The organism is Aquimarina sp. MAR_2010_214 (assembly GCF_002846555.1).
Taxonomy (GTDB): domain Bacteria; phylum Bacteroidota; class Bacteroidia; order Flavobacteriales; family Flavobacteriaceae; genus Aquimarina.
Genome location: NZ_PJMS01000001.1, coordinates 1578181 through 1602848 on the forward strand (window position 1 = coordinate 1578181; position 24668 = coordinate 1602848).

Annotated in this window: 20 protein-coding genes; 9 read left to right on the top strand and 11 right to left on the bottom strand. The window is 32.5% G+C overall.

Annotated features, from left to right (window positions below; genetic code table 11):
* Positions 1–175 precede the first annotated feature (175 nt).
* From ATE84_RS06815 to ATE84_RS06860, 10 genes are all read right to left on the bottom strand, one after another.
* Complete coding sequence (locus tag ATE84_RS06815) at positions 176–649, bottom strand: GNAT family N-acetyltransferase (RefSeq protein ID WP_101446982.1); 474 nt, start codon at positions 647–649, stop codon at positions 176–178.
* On the bottom strand, positions 646–1137 hold the full coding sequence (locus tag ATE84_RS06820) for a MarR family winged helix-turn-helix transcriptional regulator (RefSeq protein ID WP_101446984.1): 492 nt from the start codon (positions 1135–1137) through the stop codon (positions 646–648). The genes ATE84_RS06815 and ATE84_RS06820 overlap by 4 nt, the downstream gene beginning before the upstream one ends.
* 97 nt (positions 1138–1234) lie before the next feature.
* Positions 1235–6160: a DNA repair ATPase gene (locus ATE84_RS06825; RefSeq protein ID WP_101446986.1), complete on the bottom strand. Its 4926-nt coding sequence runs from the start codon at positions 6158–6160 to the stop codon at positions 1235–1237.
* A gap of 287 nt (positions 6161–6447) precedes the next feature.
* A complete protein-coding gene (locus ATE84_RS06830) occupies positions 6448–6699 on the bottom strand; it encodes a hypothetical protein (RefSeq protein ID WP_101446988.1) in 252 nt (83 codons plus the stop codon).
* A gap of 48 nt (positions 6700–6747) precedes the next feature.
* Positions 6748–7098 carry a DUF3592 domain-containing protein gene (locus tag ATE84_RS06835; RefSeq protein WP_101446990.1) on the bottom strand — a complete coding sequence of 117 codons (351 nt, stop codon included), beginning with the start codon at positions 7096–7098 and terminating at the stop codon, positions 6748–6750.
* A gap of 449 nt (positions 7099–7547) precedes the next feature.
* Entirely contained in the window at positions 7548–9614 is a 2067-nt protein-coding gene (locus tag ATE84_RS06840) for a flotillin family protein (protein ID WP_101446992.1), read from the bottom strand.
* 5 nt (positions 9615–9619) lie between these two features.
* The gene (locus tag ATE84_RS06845) at positions 9620–10342 is read right to left on the bottom strand and encodes a hypothetical protein (protein ID WP_101446994.1); all 723 of its coding nucleotides are present in this window, start codon (positions 10340–10342) and stop codon (positions 9620–9622) included.
* A gap of 149 nt (positions 10343–10491) precedes the next feature.
* Positions 10492–10806, bottom strand: coding sequence for a YbjQ family protein (locus ATE84_RS06850; protein WP_101446996.1), 315 nt, complete (start codon positions 10804–10806; stop codon positions 10492–10494).
* A gap of 72 nt (positions 10807–10878) precedes the next feature.
* Complete coding sequence (locus tag ATE84_RS06855; protein ID WP_101446998.1) at positions 10879–11592, bottom strand: PspA/IM30 family protein; 714 nt, start codon at positions 11590–11592, stop codon at positions 10879–10881.
* Between the two features lie 4 nt (positions 11593–11596).
* Positions 11597–11992 carry a molecular chaperone Tir gene (locus tag ATE84_RS06860; RefSeq protein WP_101447000.1) on the bottom strand — a complete coding sequence of 132 codons (396 nt, stop codon included), beginning with the start codon at positions 11990–11992 and terminating at the stop codon, positions 11597–11599.
* A 325-nt stretch (positions 11993–12317) separates the two neighbouring features.
* On the opposite strand from ATE84_RS06860, the gene ATE84_RS06865 reads away from it, so the two are divergent.
* The 9 genes from ATE84_RS06865 (at position 12318) to ATE84_RS06905 (ending at position 23040) form a co-directional block, all read left to right on the top strand.
* Complete coding sequence (locus ATE84_RS06865) at positions 12318–13079, top strand: helix-turn-helix domain-containing protein (RefSeq protein WP_101447002.1); 762 nt, start codon at positions 12318–12320, stop codon at positions 13077–13079.
* Between the two features lie 252 nt (positions 13080–13331).
* Entirely contained in the window at positions 13332–13526 is a 195-nt protein-coding gene (locus tag ATE84_RS06870; RefSeq protein ID WP_101447004.1) for a hypothetical protein, read from the top strand.
* 420 nt (positions 13527–13946) lie between these two features.
* The gene (gene katG / locus ATE84_RS06875; protein WP_101447006.1) at positions 13947–16184 is read left to right on the top strand and encodes a catalase/peroxidase HPI; all 2238 of its coding nucleotides are present in this window, start codon (positions 13947–13949) and stop codon (positions 16182–16184) included.
* Positions 16185–16464: 280 nt separating this feature from the next.
* Positions 16465–17028, top strand: coding sequence for a hypothetical protein (locus ATE84_RS06880; protein WP_143273587.1), 564 nt, complete (start codon positions 16465–16467; stop codon positions 17026–17028).
* A 440-nt stretch (positions 17029–17468) separates the two neighbouring features.
* Positions 17469–18221: a matrixin family metalloprotease gene (locus ATE84_RS06885; protein ID WP_158237198.1), complete on the top strand. Its 753-nt coding sequence runs from the start codon at positions 17469–17471 to the stop codon at positions 18219–18221.
* 400 nt (positions 18222–18621) lie between these two features.
* On the top strand, positions 18622–20079 hold the full coding sequence (locus ATE84_RS06890; RefSeq protein WP_101447012.1) for a hypothetical protein: 1458 nt from the start codon (positions 18622–18624) through the stop codon (positions 20077–20079).
* Between the two features lie 108 nt (positions 20080–20187).
* Complete coding sequence (locus ATE84_RS06895) at positions 20188–21189, top strand: sensor histidine kinase (RefSeq protein ID WP_158237199.1); 1002 nt, start codon at positions 20188–20190, stop codon at positions 21187–21189.
* A 77-nt stretch (positions 21190–21266) separates the two neighbouring features.
* A complete protein-coding gene (locus ATE84_RS06900) occupies positions 21267–22301 on the top strand; it encodes a histidine kinase (RefSeq protein ID WP_101447016.1) in 1035 nt (344 codons plus the stop codon).
* Positions 22282–23040 carry a LytTR family DNA-binding domain-containing protein gene (locus tag ATE84_RS06905; RefSeq protein WP_199176859.1) on the top strand — a complete coding sequence of 253 codons (759 nt, stop codon included), beginning with the start codon at positions 22282–22284 and terminating at the stop codon, positions 23038–23040. The genes ATE84_RS06900 and ATE84_RS06905 overlap by 20 nt, the downstream gene beginning before the upstream one ends.
* Positions 23041–23128: 88 nt before the next feature.
* Here ATE84_RS06905 and asnS read toward each other — a convergent pair whose 3' ends face one another.
* Positions 23129–24571, bottom strand: a complete 1443-nt coding sequence (gene asnS / locus ATE84_RS06910) for an asparagine--tRNA ligase (RefSeq protein ID WP_101447020.1) — start codon at positions 24569–24571, stop codon at positions 23129–23131.
* Positions 24572–24668: the final 97 nt, after the last annotated feature.

The window sequence follows — 24668 nt, forward strand, 5'->3', positions numbered from 1 at the left end:
AATACTCGTGATATTGAAAACATTTTTTAGATATGGTTTTAATATATAAGGTTGTCTAAAAAATGTTTTCAAAAGTACAACTTATTATGATCTGAATATGAGATTATTTATTGTAATGTGTAGAAAAATTACTTACTCTGTTTAGGAAAGGAAAGAAAATGAATTATTTTGATTCTTACAATACAAGCTCCATTTTGATATTACTTCGTTGATAGGGTGGAGTATCCTCTAGAGGTACTTCTACAAAACCGTACTTACTGTAGATATAGATCGCATTTTCTAAAATTCTATTAGAATAAAGTAATATTTTTTTCCAACCTTGATCTTTAGAAAATTGAATACAGAACTGCATTAATTGCTGCCCGATTTTTTGACCTTGAAATTTTGGAGAAACAGCCATTTTTCCCAGTTCGTAGATACCTTCTTCAGTTTTGATTAGTGAAAAAGTACCTGCTATGTCGTTATTTACTTTAGCAAAAAAAATCAACCCTCCTTTATTAATGATTGTTTCTTCACATTGTTCTAATAAATCAGTATCATGTGGTTCTACAACAAAATATTTTTCGAGCCATTCTATATTAAGAGCTGCGAAATCTTTTGCATATTTTGAATCAAATGGAATGATAGATATTTTTCCTGAAGCTGTCATAGTGATGATATTTGATATTTTTCAAGAATACGCTCGCTTAATGACTTTTTTCTTAACTGATCTTCTAGATGGGTTAAGTGCCTGATAAGGCTTGTTGCGGTTCCTTCAGTTAACCATTTTACTTGTTCGTCAATTATTTTCCATAATGGAATCATAATTTGATGTGTCTCATTGCCTTTTTTTGTTAATTGAAATAATTTTTTTCTTTTATCAGATGTATCGATTTTATATTCGACCAATTCTTTATCCATTAGTTTTTTTAGTGCTTGTGTGATGGCAGGTTGAGTGTAGTGTAGCTTTTCCTGTATATCAGTTGTAGTAGTATGACCCTGATCTATTATGATTTTAAAAATTGGAAATAAGTAAGGATCAAAATCAATATGACAAGAAGTATATACAACTTGAATTTCTTTCATCACAAATTCGCTTAGACGCTTTAATCTCGACCCTAAGCCTAGTTCTGCATATTCTTGTAATTTATCTTGCATAAGTGTTTATATAAGTACTTATGTAAAAGTATGAAATATTTTCTAAAAACTAAAAAATGAATATACCTCACAGGTTTCTTAGACCTGTGAGGTATATTCATTTTTTATCTAATCCTTTCTTCAATACTTCCTGGATTCCGGCTAGGTGATCACTAAATTGCATCATTTGTGCTAAAACTTGAGCCATTTCGTTTTTATCTCCAAAGCCTTTTAATGCATTGTTTTTTGTGAAAGTTTCTTTCATTGCTTCCCAACGAATAACCTCTTCTTTTTCAATGGACTGAGTCATTTCTTTGTATTTTAACAGGTTAGCTTCAGCAGCACTGGTTAGGGTTTGTGATTCATTTTCATAATGAGAGAGGAGTAGAGTCTGCAATTCTTTTTCATTCATAATTGGAACTATTTTGGCTACTAATTTATTCATATCACGATAAGAACCTTGTAATTTGAATGAAGGTTCAACACGATAGGCATCTTCCATTGCGGCAGATTTAATATAGGTTTCGTTTACTTTTAGTATTGTATTACGGATGATGATTACTTTTTCAAGTACTGCCAAATAATCTTGTATTTCTTGTTTAGTATGATTTCCTTGTAATTCTATACCTTCCTTTGATCCGGTTTCTGCCATTTCTATTAAATGGTAGATATCTTCATAATGTTTACCACTTAACTGATGAAGAATAGGGTTAGAGGTCATCGAATTTTCTATCAAACTTAATTTAAACAGATTTGCAGTATCTCCAATAATATCTCCCAGATTATAGATATCTGCTCGATTGGCTAACATGTCTGGAATCTGGAATTTCTCTCCGCTTTCGGTATATGGATTTCCTGCCATAATTACACAGAATTTTTTACTGCGTAAATCGTAGGTTTTGGGAGTTCCATTGTATACACCTTCTATTTTACGAGTACCATCAGATAGCGAGATAAATTTTTGTAAAAACTCAGGATTACAATGCTGTATGTCATCTAGGTACAGCATCACATTGTTGCCCATTTCAAAAGCAAGATTAAGTTTTTTTAGCTCCTCGCGAGCAGCAGAATTATTTGCTGCCATTGGATCTACTGAGGTTACCTCGTGACCAATTGCTGGGCCATTAATTTTCATGAATACCAACCCCAATCGATTGGCCATATACTCCATGAGGGTCGTTTTACCGTAACCAGGAGGAGAAATAAGTAATAACATTCCCATTCGATCGGTACGTTTATTGTCTCCTAAACTTCCCAATTGTTTGGATAGATTATCTCCAAATAAAGGCAGATATACCTGGTCTATTAATTTATTTCTTACAAAAGAAGAAAGTACTTTCGGCTCAAATTCAGTAAGCTTAAGGTCTTCTTTTAATGTCTCTGTAACTTTATGTTTAGCTTCGCGATATGCTCCAAAAGAAGGTACATTTACTGTAGAAAACTGCTCCATTTTAGAAATGAATTCATGATAATTAAACTCAAAAGTATTTTCTGTAATTGAGTTGTGGCTACCATTTAATCCTTCTATTATTTGTGAAGGGTTAACATGAATTACTTCTGAAATAGATTCGTCTTTGAACAATAAAATACAAACCACCTCATGTGCATATTTGGTTTGTAAAGGATGATTTGTTTTTAAATATGAAGATACCCACTGTAATGCAAGGTTGATTTTGTAGTTCCAGTCAATAGTTCCGTTTGAACGAGATTTAGTATCTAGTTCCAATGATTTTTTGAGTTTGGCAAATCCTTTTTTCTTTTTTAATGCTTTGATAAATGCATCATGTAATTCATTTGCTGTTTGACTAGTGCAGAAGGTATGATCTTTTTGTAATTCTATAAATAGATAATTTGCAATTTCATTTGTAGTATCTTCTGAGTATCCTTCGGTTTCGATAAGCGCATTAGAAAATGAATTTATAATCTCTTTTTCTAGATTTGTGATCACCTTATGATATTCATTGCTTTCAGGAAAAATATCTAAAACTTCTCCTGAAGCTTTTATAATATCATTCCATTTTTTTTGATTTTTTGATTCCAAACTATACCAGAAATATTGTGCAAAAGCACGTGTATTTGGATCGAAACGCAATACTCCTAAGTCGTGATCTTTGGTTGTTAATACTTTTAATATTTTAAAAGCATCTATGTCATGAACACCTTTTACATAGCCTTCTGCATAGTTTTTACTACTTTCTGATTTCACGAGTTCTAAGAGTTCATCATCACTCAGCGATTTGAGGTCAGATTTTATTGAATCTTTAGTAGAATGAGTGTAATGTTTAAATATTTTAAACGCAAGATAAGAAGCACGATACACTTCTTGATTTTCTGAAATTAATTCCTGATCCCAGTATTTTTTTGATTCTAATAATGTTTCATTGATGATTTCTTGATAAAAATCGGTTCCTGTAAGGTGATAATTCAAACTACCATCTTTATATACAATGGTTAGATCTAGAGGTTGTTTATTTACCCCAAATTTATGTTTTCCAAGTTTGATGATATTCTCCCCATCTTCATAGAGATCTTGCTTGTCTTTAAGTTTACGCGTAGCATCTTCTTTAGCAACCTTTATGGCTGTTTCAATAGATTCGGCTTTGCCTGCATCATCTAATTTCTGTAATTGGGTAACAATATCTCTCAATTTATTGATCATGAGATCAGAAGCAAAATACCCGTTGATATCAATAACCGAATCAAAACTTAGTGCTTTTTTAGTTACACCTTTTAAAATTCGATTAGCGGCATTCTCTAGAGCAATAGTTTTTTTATTTTGAGCTTCAATTAAACTATTTTTTCGAGTTTCAAAGGCATTATATACCTCTTCTCTTTTCTCGATAATCTGAGTAATAAATTCCTCGAAATCGGCAAATCTTCCTTCTAAATCTTCTAATTGAACAGATACTTTATTTAGTAACTCATCTGTTTTTTCGGGAGTATTAGCAATATCTAGGTAGTTGATGATACTTTGATCAACAAGTTTTAATTGTGCTGCGAATTCGGCTGTAGCTTCTTTGCTACCAAGAGATTTGATCTTGTTTTTGATACCAGATTTAAGCTGGTTTATCGTTGCAAAGATTAAAGAAATAGTATCGATAATCTTTGTTGAGTGTGAGGTGTCTTCGATTTGTAGATTAGAAACAATGTCGATTAACATTTCCAGATCCGTTGCGATCTGATTGACTTCTTGCTCTAATTTTTTGGCATCAATTACTTTTTTGATTTTCTCAAGAAGAACTTGCTTTTCTTCTACACGAGTGTGATAGGGGAGTAGCGCTTTGTCATCCAGTAAAAACTGTACAGAACGCTGTGATATTTTTTCTGTTTGCTCTGCAATCTTAGTTTCGAGTTCTTCGGTAAATGTGTTGTCTACATACCTAATGTCGTTTAGACCAATAACTTCGCCACGCAGTGTGCGCAATTGTGATAAAACTTCAACAAAATCATCAATAGAACGAAAGGAACTGCTTTTGATTTTACCAAAAATGGCCTCGGCTTTGGTTAGCGTTTCCTTAGTTATATTTGCAGCAGTTTTTCTAAGTTGAACTACTTTTTCAAATTCATCTATAGCAGAATTTGCCGCACCATTAATTTCCTCAAGAGGGATGTCTAACCTAAAAGTGTCTTCTTCACGAATCCAATAATAACTGTCAATAATGTCATTAGAGAATTTGGCGATATCATCATACAGTCCATCGTAGTTATCTTCTTTATTAAGTAATGTGATCAAAGCATTACTCTCTGCCATTGCTTTTACAATGTCTTTATTACCGATTTTGTAAAGCAAGGTGTCGATATGTTCTGAAGGTAATACATCACCTTTTATAAAAGGTGTTTGCCATATCTGTATAACATGATGCTTAGTTTGTTCGTTTTCGGTTTTAAAATAGCATAATTCACCATGCTCTAATATTGTAAAACCATTACAGACTATAGGTGTTTTTACTTCTTGTTCGATAACATTGTAAGCCATTAGGGTATACAATCCTTTATTAGCTTGATAAAAAATATAAAGAAAATCTTCTCCGTTTGGTGATGTGATTTTCTCCTGAAACTTTATGTTATTGACCTCATTGGTAAATAATTTAAAGTCACCAGACTGGAGATAGTATCCGTTGGGATAAATAATCCCTTGGTCATCAGGAAGTAATATACAAGCATCTTTGATACAACTTATTTTTTTTACTTCCTGCATTTTATGATTATAGACGAAGTAACGTGGAGTTTCCTGAAAAGGCTTGATTTCGAGAACTATGAGATTACCCAAGTCTGCAAAACGATATTGCCCATCATCTAGTGTTTGATCAACATGTTCTACAATTTCATCTAAAATCCCTTTTCCTTCGTCGGTATTGTCTTCAATTTTGATCGTTAAATCCCCTCCGATGGTTTCTACAAATACCTTATCAAGGATTGAAATATGGGGGTGTGCTCCATAGCGATGCATATCCCGGGTAACTTCGGTCCAATTGAATTCATGTTGTTTTGGAAATTTGAACTCGTGTTCGCTACGATTATCAATATAAGAAAGAGTATCTTCATTGATTAACCATTTGAAGGTTTTAATATCAGAAACGCTTTCACTAAGTTGAAATACCATATGAAGGTAATTTCCATTAATAGCGAATTTAGAAAATATAGTATTACGATAGTATTTGTAGAGATTGGTGAAGTCATCAATAAAAATAGAATCATTAATGAGATCTAATGATTTAGCAGCAAAATGATCATTTTTATAAGTGTATATACTAAATACATCTTCGAGTGTAATCTCTGTACGAAGTCCAAAATGAACATTGTATCCAAAAAGGCAAAAATCACCGATGGTTATAATGTCTCTGGCAATACAATTATGCTCTGTACTAATACGGTTATTAGCAATTAACTTGGTTTCTACACTGCCAAAAACTTCTTTTCGTGCCTCATTAAGTTGCGTCAAACGGTTTTGCAGCTCACCTTTTTGTTTTTGTAAACGCTTTTGAATGATTTCGTAGGTTCCTCCATCCAATTGTATGTCTTTTTCTTTTTTGATCTCTTCCATAGTTTGTACTCTAGTGTTTCATCAGAGTTGTTTCAAAGCTCCACTCTTCTTTGAGGAGGGACAGATTTACCAAAGATAAATCATGAGTGGTATAGTGCCCGAAACCACCTCTTTCTTCCACTTTGTGGAATTCATTTTCCTCCTTTGCAGGAGGAGAGTCTTTAATAGTTTTTTTACTTTGTGAAAATTGCTGTCTTTTTGTTTTTTAAGCCTTTCCTATAGATTTCTAAGTGTTTTCTGTTATGAATATGGTTATTACTCAAAATTTAATTTCAATATTCCTTTACCTATGAGTTCTTATTATTTTGATAAGTTCTCCATAATTCTTCGGGATTATCAATATATGTTTCTACTGTACCACATGAGCAACAAACCTTTGCTTTTAACTTATATCTTGTAGTCCCCTTAAAAAACAGCGCATCAGGGTTTTTATAGATCTCAAGAGAAAGGTCGTTTTTTACATTAACCTCCCCTAAATCAGTAATTCTTACTCCTGTTACTATTTTATTAGATTTACAATTGTTACATATGGTATTCATATTCTTAGGATTAAATTTAGTTTAATATTTGTATGCACTGATAGACACTTATTTGACCTTTTCAATTCTGGAATTTGTAGGTTTTTCAGAATCATATATGATTTTAATAGAATCTCCTACTTTTCCAGTTTTGGTAAAATATAAATCGTGTTCATGTCTTGAAATCTCTTGTGTTTTTATATATTCTTCAGCATCTATCATGTATTTGTATCTAATATGAATGTTCTCAACTACAGGTGATAATTCATTATCATATTTGTTAGTTGAAATTTTTTCAATTACAGCCGATGTGCTCACCCCGTTTTTTTCTAGGGTTTCTTTTTTAGCGTATGTGTTATATGCCAATACGCTGATACATAATAATAAAACTGCTATTAATCTTATAAGTTTTTTATTCATGTTTTTCATTTTTTAAATGGATACATATACTATAGATCCAACAATTGAAATTATAACAATACCAGAACCAATTAATCGTCTTCTGAAAGCAATTATCGTTGCTTCTTAAGCTGATTTCTGATCTCTTGTAATAATCTCTTCAGAAACTGGCTCTACTTTGATGCCTTGGCTTTCTTCGTTAAAAGTTTCTCTAATTGTTTTTCTCCCATTATTCCTTAAGAAATGAGCCTACACATCATTGTTTCCTTCTCTTCTCGTAATTAAATCATATTAAACAGTTAAACAAATCCCATTCTAAGCCTCTCTGGAATGAGAAGGCTTTTATGGATTTAAAAATGTGTTCATGATTATGTTCATAAAGTGTTGTGAGTTCTTAACCACCTGTTTTTCTGACAGAGGTGGATTCATTTTCCTCCTTTTAACAAGGAGGAGAGTTATTTTTCGGGTTTTTATTTCAGCTTTTTATCAGATAATCCTAATCCTTTAGCGAGATTAAAGAGATTTGTAAACAGGTTATTCTCATCTGGATCTGTTGTTTTCTGTTTCAATTCTAGTAACAGGTTGGCAATAGTTAGATTTTTGATATCTTCAGAAGAGATCCCGTATTGGGTAGCGAATTCTTTTATTTTTTGTAAAAGATTCCCTTTTACATCTTCGCTGCCAAGTATAGCATCTTTTACATCCTGAATATTATCTGAATGTTTTACTAATCTATCGATTCCTTTGGCTCTTGTAATCTGACCCACTATCTGATCAAAGAACATAGTTTCACCACCTACAATATCTATATTAGCAGCTTTGAGAGCTTCTCCGATTACCTCTGCCTGAGCATCAGCAATTTCTTTTTGTATATTGATATGTGCCAGATCTACTTGTAATTCTTTATCTAAGCGTAGCTTAAATTCTTCGTGCTCTTTACCAACTCCGTCAAGTTTCTTCATTGCTTCTGCTTTCTCTTCAATTCCGGCAGCGTCGGCAAGTGCTTTTTCTTTAATAACTTCGGCTTCTGCAAGTCCTTCTTCTCTAACGGCTTCTGCTTTTGCTTGAATTCCTGCGGCTTCTGCTTTTGCTTTTTTCTCAATGATTGTAGCTTCAACAAGACCTTCACGTTCATGAGCATCAGCTTTGGCATGCATCACTTGTGCTTCAGACATACCTAGTGTAGCTTCTTCTTTGGCTTGTGCTTCTGCTAAGGTTTTACGAGCCTCTGCTTCTTTCTCACTAGCTTCTTTTTGCGCCTGAGCTTCAATATTAATTTCTTCAGCTTTTTGTTTTGCTGCTTCTTTTTGCGCTTCTGCAGCTTTGATTGTTCTGATCAATGATTCTTCAGCATTAGCTTCTGCAATGGTAATTTTTACTTGTTTCTCACGATCAGCAGTCTTGAATGCTTCGATATCCTTCATGTTCTCTTGCTCTTCGACTACCCCTTTTTCTAAGGTTACTCGATCACGAATCACATCCTGGATATTCTTTTTCTCAACTTCAACTACTTTTTCTTTTTCAATCTGAGCCAAAGTAACGATACGCTCACGTTCTGTAGCTTCAAGCATTCTATCTTTTTCTACTCTTTCTGTTTCTACAACATCAGTTCGTTGTTTGTTTTTTGCAGCAACAATGATTTGTCGTTCCATATTCTCTTCTGCAACTTTTACTTTCTCTTGTGTAGCGATACGAGCAGTTTCAGATTTTAACCTTTCTTCTTCAGAGACTTTTAATATTTCTGCTTCTTCGCGAGATTTAATATTAGAAATTTCTCGTTTTTGTTGTTCTTCTTTTTCGGCTAATTGTTTATCTAGTTCTAGAATAGCTTCACGTGCTTCTACATCCTGTTTACGGATTACTTTTTCTTCATCGCGTTTAATCAAATTTGATTTTATGTTTTGCGCAGCAGTAAGTTCAATAATTTTTTTAATTCCTTCTGCATCCAGAATATTATCTGCTTTCATTACGTTTAGAGAAGTCTGTTCTAAATCATCAATTGCACAGTCGTCTAAGATATATCCATTTAGATCTGTACCAATAATGTTCACAATTTCATCTCTAAATTCTCGTCTGGCTTCATATAGTTCTACGAATTCGAATTTTTTACCTACCGTTTTCAAAGCTTCAGAGAACTTAGCATCAAAAAGACTACGTAAGGTATCAATTTCAGAAGCACGATTACAACCGATCGTTTGAGCAACATTGATGATATCTTCAACAGATTTGTTTACTCTAACAAAAAAGGCAACTTTAATATCTGCTCTTATATTATCTTTACATATTAATCCATTTACTCCGGTTCGTTCGATTTCTATTTTCTTGATAGAAATGTCCATAATTTCAACTTTGTGAAGTACTGGTATTACATATAGACCTTTATCAAAAGCAACTGCTGTTCCTCCAAAACCGGTACGTACAAGAGATTCTCCTTGCGGAATTTTCCTATAGAATATGGCGATTATTATAAAGTATAGTACGATAAGGAGTACTAATGCTACCACCACGATGATGGCTATGTTGGCTAGATTGCTCATAAATATTAATTTAATGGTTGAATGATATAAAGTTGTTTGTTTTTTTCTTGATTAACGATCTCTACTGGTGTATTGGCCAAAATCTCCATTCCGTCTTTAGATTTTACCATTACTTTGATAGGATCGGATTGTATTTTTATTTCTAAGGTCGAAATTTTATCTCCAGAAATTGAGCTTTGTAGTATCCCTTGTCGGCCTAATAATTCTAAAGCACTTTCGCCTTTATTATTAAAATTGGTAAAGAATCTCTTAAATGGGGTAGTAAATATCTTGGTTAAAAATAAGGCAGGAATAATACCTCCAAAGAAAAAAGTAAACCCAAAATCGTTATCGTAGCTATGTGTTATCGATGTGCCAGCCATTGTGATTGCCCACCAAAACAATACAAAAAACGAAAAGGTGAACATAAATGGTAGCCCTACAAAATTGAAATAGATCAAAAATATCTGAAAGAAATTCAATTTACCTCGGCGGCGTATTACATCTTCTTTTTTTACTTCGGTATTAGAGATATCCTGAATATCGAGATTTGCTCGGGCATCAAAATCTGATTCCATATCGATATCAGCATCTACATCGGCATCTATATCTAAGTCAATATCTGCATCAAAGAAGTCCAGATCCATACCTGTTAGCGTAGTAAGCAGCCAATACAGGATTAATAATCCAAACAATATGGTTAATGGTAGATTAACTATTGAAATTGCTATGTCAAATAATTCTTTCAAGATAGATGGTTGTTTAAAAAGTTAATTATCTCTTTGTTCAAAATCTTTACTCAATTTTATCTTAATCCTTCGGATAATTAGGAAAATAAGAACGAATAGAAGTACTCCTCCAAAAAGCAGAAACATTAGCGTTTCCATAGTGTCAGAAGTTATTTAAATCTTACTGCAGTACCATAGGCTAGTATTTCTGATGCGCCTTGCATAACCATTGATGTCGTAAGTCTGATATTTATTACCGCATCTGCACCTATTTTTTTTGCGTCCTGGATCATTCTTTGCATTGCTTGATCTCTGGATTGAGCTTGAAGCTTTGTATATTCTTCAATTTCTCCACCTACAATATTTTTTAAACCAGCAAAAACATCTCTGCCAATATTTCTCGATCTTACTGTACTTCCTCTGGCAATGCCCAATATTTCATATACTTCTTTACCAGGAATATTTTCTGTTGTTGAAATTATCATAGTGTTTTGATTTAAAAGTTTTTATTTCATTGGTATTGTTAGAAATTGATCTCTTAGGCGAGGTTGGGAGGTCTATTTCTTTTTATCATCTATCCCTAGCTGTTCTTTAAGCTTTGCTAAATCATCTTCGGCATTGGCTTCTGTGACGTCTATGGCTTTATCGATTTCTTCATCAATAGATTTAGAAGTATTGGCAATGTCTCCATAAGCTTCAGCCAAAGCTTCTTCTTGATTTACTTTGTCTTTCATACGTTCTAGCATAGAAACTGTACTTGAACTATCGATTTCTGCCATTTGCTTATTCACATTTTTTGTAGCAGTAGAAACCTTCACACGTGCTTTTAGGGTTTTTAATTCGTTTTCCCATTTGCTTATATTCTGTTTGATCTCTTGAACATTTTTTTCTAATTGACTAACAGAAGAATCAAATTTTTCAGATTCACCTTTACTACGATTTACATGCAGCATAGCTTCTTCTTTTTTTACCAAAGCTTCTTTAGCTAATCGATCAGCTTCTGTAACATCCAGATCACCATTTTGCGCTTTTTTTAGAATCAGCATTGCTTTTTGTTGATAATCTTCTGCTTTTGAAACAAATTCTTCGGTGTCATTTTTGGCTCTTATTGCCATCGCTTTTACCTGGGCTAAAGCTTCAAGACTTTTTTCTAAATCAGTTTTCATATCTCGTATTCCTTGTTCGGTCATTTTGATAGGATCCTCCATTTTATCAATAGCAGAATTAGCTTCTGCTTCACCTATTTTGAATAATCGCTTAAAAAAGTTCATAGTATTAGTATTTTGAATAATTTATAATTTGGTCAGAATATTCACTTAACAATAACCCTAAAGAGTTTAAAGAACCTTCGAGTTCATTAAGATCTAGGTTTTCTACTTGCAAGGTGTCTCTAAAGATTACTTTCTCGCCAGACTGATCAAGAACAAAAGCACCATGTACGATATCTCGATTTTTCTGAAGTAAGTTTCGATAAACAACCTCATTTTTATTTTTGATATTAAAAATATGTTGTTCCATTATTAAAATAGGAGGTGCGACTCCAAGAATCATATTTTTGATTCCTTCATTTTCTTTACTAATCATGATAATACCTTCTCCTATATTTTCGTGAATGATATCGTAGTTGAGTTGAAGTAAAAAGTCTTTTACCAGTTGAAAATGATCTTGCATGTGACGGTTTATTTGATTGATAATTAGTAATTCTTTCAGATTGTTTGACTGTGTATCAATATTACAAAAAGCAGTACAACTTTTCGATAAAATCTATAACTAAATTAGCTAGATAATATACAATGACTATCATGGGTATGATGATTTTTTAGATTAATAATTTAGTGTGTTGCTAAAAATTTTAGTAATGTTCTTTTTTCTATTGGAATAAAATGTCATGTGGAAAAATATCTCTACTAAAATTAGCATTTTTAAAAAGTATTAGCTAATATTGTTAGTGTAAATGTACGATTATTTTTTATAATTGCAAATAAAATTAGCAAAAATGTCTTTTTTTGGAAAAAATATAAAAAAAATACGAAGTGTTAAAGGTTTAAGTCAGCAAGCTTTTGCAGAGTTATTTGACTTAAAACGTGGTACTTTGGGAGCTTATGAAGAGGGTAGAAGTGAGCCGAAGATCGAAACACTAATTAAAGTAGCTAATCATTTTAGCATAGTCATAGATGATTTATTAACAAATGAACTTACCGTAAATCAACTTTTGAAGTTTAAAGGTGATCTTACTACTTATGCAGAGGATGTTAAACGAGAAAAATTTGCGATCATTCCTTGTATAACAGAAAATACAGCTGGTGATTATGTTGCTTTATATAATAAAGAAGGTTTTGTTAAAGAGTTGCCAACTATGCAATTGCCTGTAAACCCAACCAAAGAATTTAGAGGGTATACCGTAAGTAACTTGGAAATGACTTCTCATGATAAAGGTTTTTACCCAAAAGATGTTGTAGTAGGAGAAAAAGTTCCGGCAACTGTAATTAAAAAATTAAATAATGGGACATTGGTTTTTGTAGTAGTTGAAGACAAACTAATTTTTAGAAGATTATATGTTGCAAAAGGTAATGTAGTATTAAGAGCAGATCATAAAAATATTGAAGATTCAATATACCCTTTGTCAGAAATTAAAGAATTATGGAGAGTTAGATATGTGTTTTTTAGACGTATACCCGAATTTGGAGATCTTGTGGAAGATAAATTGTTGATGATAGAACAAGAATTGTTGAAGATGAAAGACCGGCTATCGCAATAGTATTATTGTGTTATAGATTTTTTAATTAGTCTAAAATGAACTTTAAAAAATAGAAATTCTTCTTTGATTTCTCTTTAAAAGGTAATAGAAACCTATTTTAACTTTTTTTAAACCCACTTTATCAGAATTCACTTCATATACGAAGGGAGTGCTTCTACTTTTGTTTTCATTATTATTTGTAATTAGATAAAAAATGTAAAACTAGGAACTCATGGTAATGTAAAAACTACCGTAGGTTATATTGAAGATTTTATGTACGCTACAAGTACATCAATAGCGAGTTATAAAAATAAGCTTCATTGGCAATTGAGTAAAGGGTACACTAAATCATCATGGCGCGAAGATCTGATAATATCACGTCAGGTTTTAGATGAATCATATAATCAAACTTCTATTTCACCATTTGCTCCAGAAACATTGGATTTTAGAAAATGGATAGAGCAATAAATGGTATTGCTAATTTTTGACTTATTCATTTATCTTTTTTTAAAAGTAATTTGCTGATTATTATGATTTTATGAAATATATTTTTAAATTATGATGGACATTGCGGAGTTGTTTTGCGCATAATTTGTAATCAGATTTCTATGCTTTATTATATCTTCAAAATACTACGCATATGAGGCTGTGTTTTATATTAATCTTTACCGAATAAAATAAAGAAAAACGAAGTCTTAAAGAAGTTCGTTTTTTATTTTATTGGAGTTATTCAATTCTAAAGTACACATTTATCATTATCATATGAATTTATAAAAGGATTAAATAGCTTGATAGTTTTTTTATATCGAAAACTTAAAAACAATAAATGTATTTTATTGTAAATTTGAAAGAGCAAGAACAATGATCATCTAATTTAATCTATTAGCAATGGAAAATAAAAATCTCAAGAGTACAGAGTCTCATGATTTTAATAGTGAGAGCAAATGTCCCTTTATGAATGGTACACCGAAACAAGGTGCTGGTACTGGAACCTCTAATCGCGATTGGTGGCCAAATCAGTTGAAATTGAATATTCTTCGTCAACATTCCTTATCATCCAATCCTATGGGAGAAGAATTTAATTATAGTAAAGAGTTTAAGACTCTTGATCTCAAAGCAATCAAGAAAGACCTTTTTGAATTGATGACGGATTCGCAAGATTGGTGGCCTGCAGATTATGGTCATTATGGCCCTCTTTTTATTCGTATGGCATGGCATAGTGCCGGTACTTATCGAATTGCCGATGGTCGCGGAGGTGCTGGTTCGGGAACCCAACGTTTTGCACCATTAAACAGTTGGCCCGATAATGCCAACCTAGATAAAGCACGGTTATTATTATGGCCAATTAAGCAAAAATATGGTAAGAAAATTTCCTGGGCAGATCTTATGATTTTTGCAGGTAATTGCGCATTAGAGTCTATGGGGTTCAAAACTTTTGGTTTTGGCGGAGGGCGTGAGGATGTTTGGGAACCTGAACAAGATATTTATTGGGGTGCTGAGACTGAATGGTTAGGCGACAAACGTTATACCGATGACCGAAAGCTAGAGAACCCTTTAGGTGCTGTTCAGATGGGGTTGATTTATGTAAACCCTGAAGGACCCAATGGAAATCCTGATCCAATTGCTGCAGCTCACGATATTCGTGAAACCTTTGGTCGTATGGCAATGGACGATGAAGAAACGGTTGCTCTCATTGCCGGTGGGCATACTTTTGGTAAAACTCATGGTGCTGCCAATCCGGATCAATATGTAGAGAGAGAACCAGCTGCTGCAGGTATTGAGGAACAAAATTTGGGTTGGAAAAATAACTTTGGAAGCGGTAATGCAGGTGATACTATTACAAGTGGGTTAGAAGGAGCATGGACTAGTACTCCCACCAAGTGGAGTAATAACTTCTTCTGGAATTTATTTGGTTACGAATGGGAATTGACCAAAAGTCCTGCTGGGGCACATCAATGGATACCAAAACATGGCGCTGGTGCCGATAGTGTACCAGATGCACATGACACTTCTATACGTCACGCACCAATTATGCTTACGACAGACCTTGCTTTAAGAATGGATCCTGCCTATGAGAAAATTTCAAGGCGTTTTTATGAAAATCCAGATGAGTTTGCAGATGTATTTGCTCGTGCATGGTATAAGTTAACGCATCGTGATATGGGACCGATTGCAAGATATCTTGGTCCAGAAGTACCTAAAGAAGAGTTAATTTGGCAAGACCCGATCCCAAAAATTACAGGAACATTAATAGATGATAAAGACATTACCAATCTAAAAAACAAAATACTTTCTTCAGGATTATCAGTTTCTCAATTAGTATCCACTGCCTGGGCTTCGGCATCCACATTTCGTGGTTCTGATAAACGTGGTGGTGCAAATGGAGCACGTATTCGTCTTACCCCACAAAAGAATTGGGAAGTGAATAATCCAGCTCAGTTAGCCAAAGTATTAGAAACTTTAGAGAGTATTCAACAAGAATTTAATGGTTCAAAATCTGGAGATAAGAAAGTTTCAATAGCAGACTTGATAGTTCTAGGAGGAGTTGTAGGAGTAGAGGAAGCAGCAAAGAATGCCGGACATAAGATTACTGTACCTTTTTCTCCAGGGAGAGCCGATGCATTACAAGAGCAAACCGATATAGAATCCTTTTCTGTTCTTGAACCTGTTGCTGATGGCTTTCGTAACTATAAGAAAACAAAATCTTCTATATCTGCAGAAGAAATGTTAGTAGATAGAGCTCAGTTATTAACGTTGACTGTTCCCGAAATGACAGTTCTTGTAGGTGGTCTTCGCGTGTTGAATACGAATTTTGATCAATCTCAACATGGAGTTTTTACGCAACGCCATGAGGTTCTTACGAATGATTTCTTTATCAATTTACTTGATTTAAGTACTACCTGGAAAGCAACTTCAGATATTCAAGAAGTATTTGAAGGATGTGACCGCACCACAGGAGAAGTAAAATGGACAGGTACTCGAACAGATCTTATATTTGGTTCTAATTCTGAACTACGGGCTCTTGCCGAGGTTTATGCTTGCGAAGATTCTGAAAAGAAATTCATAGATCATTTTGTCGCAGCTTGGTGCAAAGTCATGGATCTTGATCGATTTGATAAAGCATAATAATAGTAATAAATTATAAGAAGATTAAAGCAACGGGTGGTTTGTTGCAAACCACCTGTTTTTATTACATGATAAAAGGCGTGAAATTTTAATAAGACTACCGTACTAATTCATACGGTAACTTTTGGTCAAAAAGGGATCTTTACATTATTAGTTGAAATAGAACGGAGATATAGTTACTGGGGATACCTGTGTATTTAAAGTAGAAATACATGTTAAAAATTGAGGTTTAGTAGATTTCAAGATTATTTAAGCTTACTCAGTGAACAGAAACAACGATATGGAAAGTATAAAATCGGTAAATATCAGATCTATTGATTTTAGAAGGCAATTGTTAATGTCCTCTGATATGGTAGCTGTTTTTGAATCTTTCTTAAAAGAAAACATCGGAAATGAGGTATTAGTTATAAATACTAATATCGGAATGGAGGTGTATTATTTCTCTAATAATGATTATAGTATATTTATTAGAGAAAGTATCTTATTGTATACACTTACTCAAATAGATCGTAAAACACTCAAATTTAAAAATAATCAGAATAAGGAAGAGGTGTGTCAGAGTTTTTGTCAAGCATTAGTTACATTTTCTCAATACCCTCAAATCTTTTTGGCATACACAAAAAAATTTATTCATCTTAAAGACAAAAACAAATCGAGCAAATTTGTGATCCCTATTTTAGATAGTTTTTTTGAAAAAGTGCTTAAGGAACTTTTAAAGACAGGTAAAATACCACACTACGAAAAGATAAAAAAAGCAAAAAGCAAATCTCAAAAACCCAATCCTTATAAAAATATTATTGAAAATTTAATTTCTGAAATTTTATTAAAGAAACATTCTAATTAGTTGTGTTTTAGAATTAAAACTATCTCAATAGTGAGATAATGTTTAAATATTAAGATGGTGAACAGGGGAAAAACCCCCTTAAAACCATGTACTCTACGTTAACATTTGTAGTATTTAACTTTCTTTTTTGAGTAAAAAAATGTTAAAGTTTCAGTAAAAACACCTATTTATCGTCGAAATACATGGTGTTTTGGTGATTACGTAAATATATTACGTTTTTACCGTATTCGAATATTGATAATCTATACTACCTTTATAATGAATTGATTACGGAGAATTATATCGATTCAAGATTAAAAGTAAATTCGTCAAAATGTAAAATAATCTTCTATTGCCCCAGAAGAATGTTTAACACGGTTTAAAAGAATAAGAATTAAAAAATGATTCTTCTTTTAAAATACCAATACTTCTTACCCCGGAGGTATCCCAAATCTAAAAAAATGACGAAAATTACTAAACCTACATTCAACAGTTCTATAGTTAATAGTATACTTCAGATCGAGAACTTTTTCTATAACGTCTTTCTTAAGACTTCATTTAATATTAATAAAAATGGTTTTGAAGGAACCTTTAAAAAGGTATGCCAACGATTCCTTTTTATAATATCGATTCCTTTTTTGTTGTCTTGTAGTGCAGGTGATGACCTTAATTCTGTTGATGTAGAGCCAGAATTTGTGGCCTTAGAGAAAATTATAAAAGTTAACATCATTTATGTAGAATCTTCAGAAACTTCAAATAAATCATCATATACTCTTAACGAAGCAGAATTTATAAACTATTTAAATGGAGAATATTTTCACAGATTTGGAATAGGGTTAGAGTTAGGTGAGTCCAAGAGTTTAATTAATGAAGAACTTTATGATCTTAGAGATAATGCAGGTTCAGAACCTAGCACATTTTTGATGCAGTCCCGAGAATCGTATGATAAAAGTAAAGTGAATATATATATTGTTAAGAGATGTAATATCCTTGGTATTGCAGGAATTGGAAGGGATCAAAGAGTATTGATGACAGATGAAAATCTATTTACTTCAACGGCTCCACATGAAATAGGACATGCTTTAGGTTTGTTTCATAGTCACGAATCAGAAAACATTATGAATACAATAAACAAGGATTCTAGGCATAATTTTAATAAAGATCAGGAAAAGAAAATAAAGAAACGAATTGATGAAATTAATTTAAATAATTAAACTCAATTATAATAGCTATACCCAATAGCTTAGCCATTAAATAATATATAATCTATTATTGACATGATATTAAATCAAATATAATTATGGGTTACCTTTTAGATAAATATAATAATAAATTCATGTACCAACCATACCTAAATAGACCTACGGTATTCATATTCTTTAAATTCAATACTAAAGGATCGTTATACTTAAAACGATCATTGTTTAAGACTGATGGAGATATTAACTAATTAAATTGATATTCCAAAGGAAGTAGAGTTTTTAAGATAATATGCGATAATGTACAGTTCAATACATTCGCGGTACAGTTCGATTCATTTAGTTTTTTATATAGGACATAGTGTTCCACCTTTGCATTAATAAAATCAATCAATTAATCAAAAAACGAACAGTTATGAATCTTGTATCCAGAATTATTATTACCAACCTGTTTAAGGTGGTACTATTAATTGCTTCTTTGCTTTTTGCAACAAGTATTAGTGCTCAAAACACATCTTATGCCGTAAATCATACTAAAGGTAAAACGACTATTAAGGTTCAAAATGGTGTGTTTGATAATTTCTCAATAAATTATGAGGGAGAAATTACCTTATCAAATGATGATAAAGATGTAGCCGCTATTTCTGATGGTGGTTACCTCGAAATAAAAAAATCTGCTTTTGGAAGTAGACGTAGGATTGTAATCGAATCCGAAGGGAATGGAAAGCTTAATAAAAAGTATTTTGTTGGTTCTTCTAGAAAAAACTTTGACTCTGAAGGTAAAAAATGGCTTGGTGAGATTTTGCCAAAAATTGTAAAAACAACAACTTTAGGAGCAAAAGGTAGAGTAGATCGATTCTATAAGCAAGGTGGTGCTAACATGGTATTTAAAGAAATCAGATCTCTTGAAAGCGACCATGTAAAATCTGCGTATTTAAAATTGATATTAGAAAAAAAACTATCTCCCAAAGAGATGGAATCATTACTAAGATTAGCCGGAGAAGAAATAAAATCAGATCACTACTTAGCCGAATTATTGAGGTACAAACAACAAAACTTTTTTGCTTCTAATGCACTGATATTAGCATATATAGAAGCTGCAAAAAGTATAGGATCAGATCACTATGCTACAGTAGTATTAAATACTGCTATTGAAGATGGTAATCTTTCTGATGACCAAATAGGTAAACTATTTAAGATAACTACAGGAATTGATTCTGATCATTATATGTCACAGGTACTTATCAATGTGATGAAGAAACGAGAGCTAAATGCTACCAACCTTAATCTTTTAATCGAAAATTCTAAGCAAATAGGGTCAGATCACTATAAAGCACAAGTATTAATTAAAGCATTAGAACTTCCCGGGTTGTCAAAAGGTAATTACAATTCGTTTATAGGAACACTTGAAGATATCCAGTCGGATCATTACATCACAACCGTTCTTTCTAAGCTATTGGATAAGGGATTAAATAGTAATGAATTAAGTGAATTACTCACACTTGCAGGAGAATCTATTGGATCAGACCATTATTTGGTAGAGGTTTTAAGCAAAGTTGTTGATAGACAAGGTTTGGATGGTGAGAATATGGATGTCTATATCCAGGCATTATCTAGCGTTAGTTCGGATCATTATGCTTCTGTTGCTCTAATAAAATTAGCAAGGAAAAATATTAACAGTGGCCAACTTATAAAAGTACTTCAAAATGCATCTGCTCAAATAAGTTCAGATCATTATTTATCAGAAACTCTAGTGGCTTTTTCCCCATCGGTTAATAAATCTGGAGATAATGTAAAAGAAGCCTATCGTACCGCTTGTAAAAGTATTTCATCAGAAACGTATTTTGGAAGAGCACTTCGAGCTTTAAAATAACAATAGATATTTCATCCTGTCAATAGTCTTTTACATGTCTGTATTATTGACTATTTTGGTAGGATGAAGTATAGTATAGATCATTATATATACCAACCATCATCAATCGTGAAAAAGTATCTCACTATCATTTTAGTAGGGTTTCTTCTGGGAATGCTTACGTATGGTTTTTTGGGTTTTGCACAAGAAGAGGATAATACAAAGTTATTATGGTTATCAGGACTTCTGGGAGTTATCATAGCCTATATAAACACAATCTTCAATGAGCTATTTAACAAATTTATTTCCTGGAAAAAATATACCGGATTTCGTCTTTTAACTGGGGTGTTATCCAATACCATCATTTCCTTTCTTTTGATTAGTATTGTTTTATATGGATATACTTTTGTAAAAGATACACCGAATTCTTTTATTGAAGATTATAGCGAAATAATATTAAAACTGATCATTTTGATGTTTTTTATGGCTCTGGTTTATAACGTTATTTACTTTGCTATACATTCGTATTATCAATATGCAAAAGGTCAGATAATAGCGTTGCAGTTAGAACGAAAACAAACTGAATTACAGTTAAGAGCACTAAAATCGCAATTAAGTCCACATTTCTTGTTCAACAGTATGAACACAATATCTTCTTTGGTGTTTAGCGATGTACAAAAAGCAGAATCATTTATTCGAGAACTTGCTAAGTCTTACCAATATATTTTAAACAAATATGAAAGCAAATGGTTGACAGTTGAAGAAGAACTACAGTTTGTGAATTCTTACCATTTTTTATTGCAAACACGATTTAATGATCGTATTAATTTAGAGATTGTATTGCCAGATTGGGTATTAAAAAGTAAAATCCCACCACTAGCGCTTCAAATGTTGATTGAGAATGCTGTAAAACATAATCAGATGACTTCTTCTCAAATATTAAAAATAAGTATTACTTGTGATAATAGTGATATTTGTGTCACAAATAATAAAACAGCAAGACCAGAGGGAATAGATTCTTTTAAGATTGGATTAGGTAATATAAGATCAAGATATGAACTAATATTCAATAGAGCAATTACTGTAGTAGATGATGAACGATTTACTGTAAAGCTTCCTGTAATTATATAAATCAAGTATGATAAACGATTACTCTAAAATGATTACAATACGATGCCACCTGAACTCTAAAAATATGAAAAAAGAAGATGAATAAGTTATTTATACATCATCCAATATTTAGAATCATTAGTCCATTATGTAGTGGTGCATTGGTATATTTACTTATTTTATTGGTAAATAATAATGTAGCTCAGTTACAGGAAGAATTTCTTGGTCAAGAACTATATGTGTGTATTGGATTAGCATATCTCATTCAAGAATATTCTAGAATATCCTTGTTCTTTTTTGAAAAACTCAAATTTCCAAAATCATTTATTGGCAAGATTATTTTTCAGATTATTATTTCGGTAATTACTTCTGTACTTCTGGTTTCTGGATCCATGTTTCTGTACTTTGATTTGGTATTAGGGTTTACGCCTAATATTTCAGAGTTAATCATTTTTAATAGCATCTTTTCTGTTATTACGATCATATATCTTTCATTATACCTAAGTCATCAGTTCTTACATAAAATAAATACAGAAATAATGGCAAAAGAACTATCTCTGAAAGAGGGGGTAGAACAGGATTTTATTCAGTTTAAAAAAGGAATAAACCCAACATTAATGTTTGAAACTTTGGAGTCATTAATAGTGGTCATGAAAAAGGATACTGATAAAGCAGAATTTTTAGTAGATCATTTTTCGGCAGTATATCGATATATCCTTTCCAAAACAACAAAAGAGTTAGTGCCTATTAATGAAGAACTCGATGTTTTGGATCAATTATTACTTTTGTTTGAATACTTGCCGTACAGAAAAGCGAAATTTGTTAAAGAAGAATCAATACATACGTTAGTAGTTCCTGGGAGTCTTTTATCCTGTGCAGAACAGATTATAAGAAGTACGATTGTTTCAAGAGACACAGAGCTTGTTGTGACGATGACTCAGGATTCGAAATATGTTTTATTAAAATATCCGCATCAGGAAAAGATTAGTTATACTATGGATAACAATAGTATCAAAGATATTCTGGATATGTATCGATTCTATACAGATACACCAATTACTGTAGCCAAAGATGATATTTATACTATAATTTATATACCAAAACTTACTATTGATGAAAGTAGCAATAATTGAAGACGAACCTCTAGCAGCAGAAAAGTTAGAGCGTTACTTGCTGAAGTATGATTCTGATATCCAGGTGATACATAAACTACCCTCAATAGAAGAAGCAGTACTTTGGATAAACGTACATCAAGAAGAAGTAGATCTTTTTTTTATGGATGTTCAACTTATAGATGGGCTTAGTTTTGAGATTTTTAACAAAGTTAAGGTGAATAAACCTGTAATCTTTACAACAGCTTTTGATGAGTTTGCAATTGATGCTTTTAAAGTAAATAGTATAGACTATCTTCTAAAACCAATATTGTTTACGGATCTTTCAAAAGCATTGAAAAAACTAGAAACATTACGATCTCAGTTTTTGGGAGAGGTTAGTGTTAGTCATGCGGTTAAGAATATGGCTAATACTTCATATAAGAATAGATTTTTGGTCCGCCTTGGCAATCATATTCATTCAGTCAAAAGTGAAGATATTTCCTTTTTCTTTGCAGAAGGACGGGATGCCTATCTTGTTGCAGAGAACCGAAAAAAATACATGATAGAATATAAATTAGAAACCCTCGAAGAATTATTGGAACCTAAAAGTTTTTTTAGAGTGAATCGAACCTTTATTGTCAATATCAATGCTATCCAGGATGTATTGGTCTATTCTAACAGGCGCTTAAAACTTACCTTAAACCAAAATATAGATAAAGAAGTTATTGTAAGTCGGGAAAAAGTTACAGATTTTAAACAATGGTTCGAAGGGAATTGAAATACCGTAGAATATAAAACTTCCCCAAAAATGAATATAATCCATTATTGAGGAAGTAATCTGATATTTTGAATTTTGTTTTTGTAGTTTAAAACTCTGCGTTAAGAGGTGTTCTTGGGTAAGGGATCACATCTCTAATATTACCCATTCCCGTTACAAAAAGAACAAGACGCTCAAATCCAAGTCCAAAACCACTATGTGTACATGTACCAAAACGACGAGTATCTAAATACCACCATAATTCCTCTTCAGGAATATTAAGAGCGGCCATTTTTTCTTTAAGTACGTCCAAACGCTCTTCACGTTGAGAGCCACCTACTATTTCTCCAATACCTGGAAATAAGATATCCATAGCTCTTACCGTTTTTCCATCTTCATTAAGTCGCATATAAAACGATTTAATATCTGCCGGGTAATCAAATAAAATCACAGGACATTTAAAGTGCTTTTCGACAAGAAATCTTTCGTGTTCACTCTGTAGATCAGCACCCCATCCATCAATAGGAAATTTAAATTTCTTCTTCTTATTAGGCTTAGAGTTTTTAAGAATGTCAATGGCTTCGGTATAACTTACTCGTTTAAAATTGTTCTCTAATATAAACTTTAACTTATCTCGCAATAACATTTCGGCACGTTCTGCCTGAGGTTTTTGTTTATCCTCCTGTACTAGACGATTTTCTAAAAACTCAAGATCATCCTGACAGTTATCCAAAACAAACTGGATTACGTATTTAATAAAATCTTCTGCCAAATCCATATTGCCATCCAGATCACAGAAAGCAACTTCAGGTTCTACCATCCAGAATTCTGCAAGATGTCGAGATGTATTTGAGTTTTCTGCTCTAAAAGTAGGCCCAAAGGTATACACCTGACCTAATCCCATAGCATAAGTCTCGGCTTCTAATTGACCAGAAACGGTTAAGTTTGTTTCACCACCAAAGAAATCGTCTTTATAATCAACTTCACCATTCTCATTTTTCGGAATGTTAGTAAGATCCATATTGGTTACTTTAAATGCTTCTCCGGCACCCTCGGCATCACTTTTTGTAATTACTGGTGTATGTACATAGTAAAAATCATTCTTTTGAAAATATTCATGTATTGCAAAAGATAATTTTGAGCGCACTCTCATGATCGCACCAAAGGTGTTGGTACGAACTCGTAGATGGGCCTGCTCCCGTAATTTTTCTAGTGTATGTCGTTTTGGAGATAAAATAGTAAGCTTTAATTCTTCGGGATCAGCATCTCCTTCGACCTCTACATTAGATATCTGGATTTCTACACGTTGCCCTTTTCCTTGACTTTCTACAAGAGTACCTGTTATCGCAACCGCTGCTCCTACATTTATTCTACTTTGAGTTGCTGCATCGATGGTATTATCTTCTAAAACACACTGAATATTATTAATAGTTGATCCATCATTAATCGCTATAAAACGATCGTTTCTAAAAGAACGAACCCAGCCTTTAACAAGTACAGGCTGTAATAGTTTATCACTTTGTAGTACCTCTATTATTTTAGTATGTTTCATCTGTTTTTTAAATATTATTTGTTTTTGGCCTTATATCTATTAAAAGAATTTGTGGGTATAAAACCAAAGATGTTTGAATTTTGAGGTAGCAAAGATA

Coding starts and splice junctions, on each gene's coding strand:
- ATE84_RS06815 (WP_101446982.1), bottom strand. CDS start 649: ATGACAGCTTCAGGAAAAATATCTATCATTCCATTTGATTCAAAATAT.
- ATE84_RS06820 (WP_101446984.1), bottom strand. CDS start 1,137: ATGCAAGATAAATTACAAGAATATGCAGAACTAGGCTTAGGGTCGAGA.
- ATE84_RS06825 (WP_101446986.1), bottom strand. CDS start 6,160: ATGGAAGAGATCAAAAAAGAAAAAGACATACAATTGGATGGAGGAACC.
- ATE84_RS06830 (WP_101446988.1), bottom strand. CDS start 6,699: ATGAATACCATATGTAACAATTGTAAATCTAATAAAATAGTAACAGGA.
- ATE84_RS06835 (WP_101446990.1), bottom strand. CDS start 7,098: ATGAATAAAAAACTTATAAGATTAATAGCAGTTTTATTATTATGTATC.
- ATE84_RS06840 (WP_101446992.1), bottom strand. CDS start 9,614: ATGAGCAATCTAGCCAACATAGCCATCATCGTGGTGGTAGCATTAGTA.
- ATE84_RS06850 (WP_101446996.1), bottom strand. CDS start 10,806: ATGATAATTTCAACAACAGAAAATATTCCTGGTAAAGAAGTATATGAA.
- ATE84_RS06855 (WP_101446998.1), bottom strand. CDS start 11,592: ATGAACTTTTTTAAGCGATTATTCAAAATAGGTGAAGCAGAAGCTAAT.
- ATE84_RS06860 (WP_101447000.1), bottom strand. CDS start 11,992: ATGCAAGATCATTTTCAACTGGTAAAAGACTTTTTACTTCAACTCAAC.
- ATE84_RS06865 (WP_101447002.1), top strand. CDS start 12,318: ATGTCTTTTTTTGGAAAAAATATAAAAAAAATACGAAGTGTTAAAGGT.
- ATE84_RS06870 (WP_101447004.1), top strand. CDS start 13,332: ATGTACGCTACAAGTACATCAATAGCGAGTTATAAAAATAAGCTTCAT.
- katG (WP_101447006.1), top strand. CDS start 13,947: ATGGAAAATAAAAATCTCAAGAGTACAGAGTCTCATGATTTTAATAGT.
- ATE84_RS06880 (WP_143273587.1), top strand. CDS start 16,465: ATGGAAAGTATAAAATCGGTAAATATCAGATCTATTGATTTTAGAAGG.
- ATE84_RS06885 (WP_158237198.1), top strand. CDS start 17,469: ATGACGAAAATTACTAAACCTACATTCAACAGTTCTATAGTTAATAGT.
- ATE84_RS06890 (WP_101447012.1), top strand. CDS start 18,622: ATGAATCTTGTATCCAGAATTATTATTACCAACCTGTTTAAGGTGGTA.
- ATE84_RS06900 (WP_101447016.1), top strand. CDS start 21,267: ATGAATAAGTTATTTATACATCATCCAATATTTAGAATCATTAGTCCA.
- ATE84_RS06905 (WP_199176859.1), top strand. CDS start 22,282: ATGAAAGTAGCAATAATTGAAGACGAACCTCTAGCAGCAGAAAAGTTA.
- asnS (WP_101447020.1), bottom strand. CDS start 24,571: ATGAAACATACTAAAATAATAGAGGTACTACAAAGTGATAAACTATTA.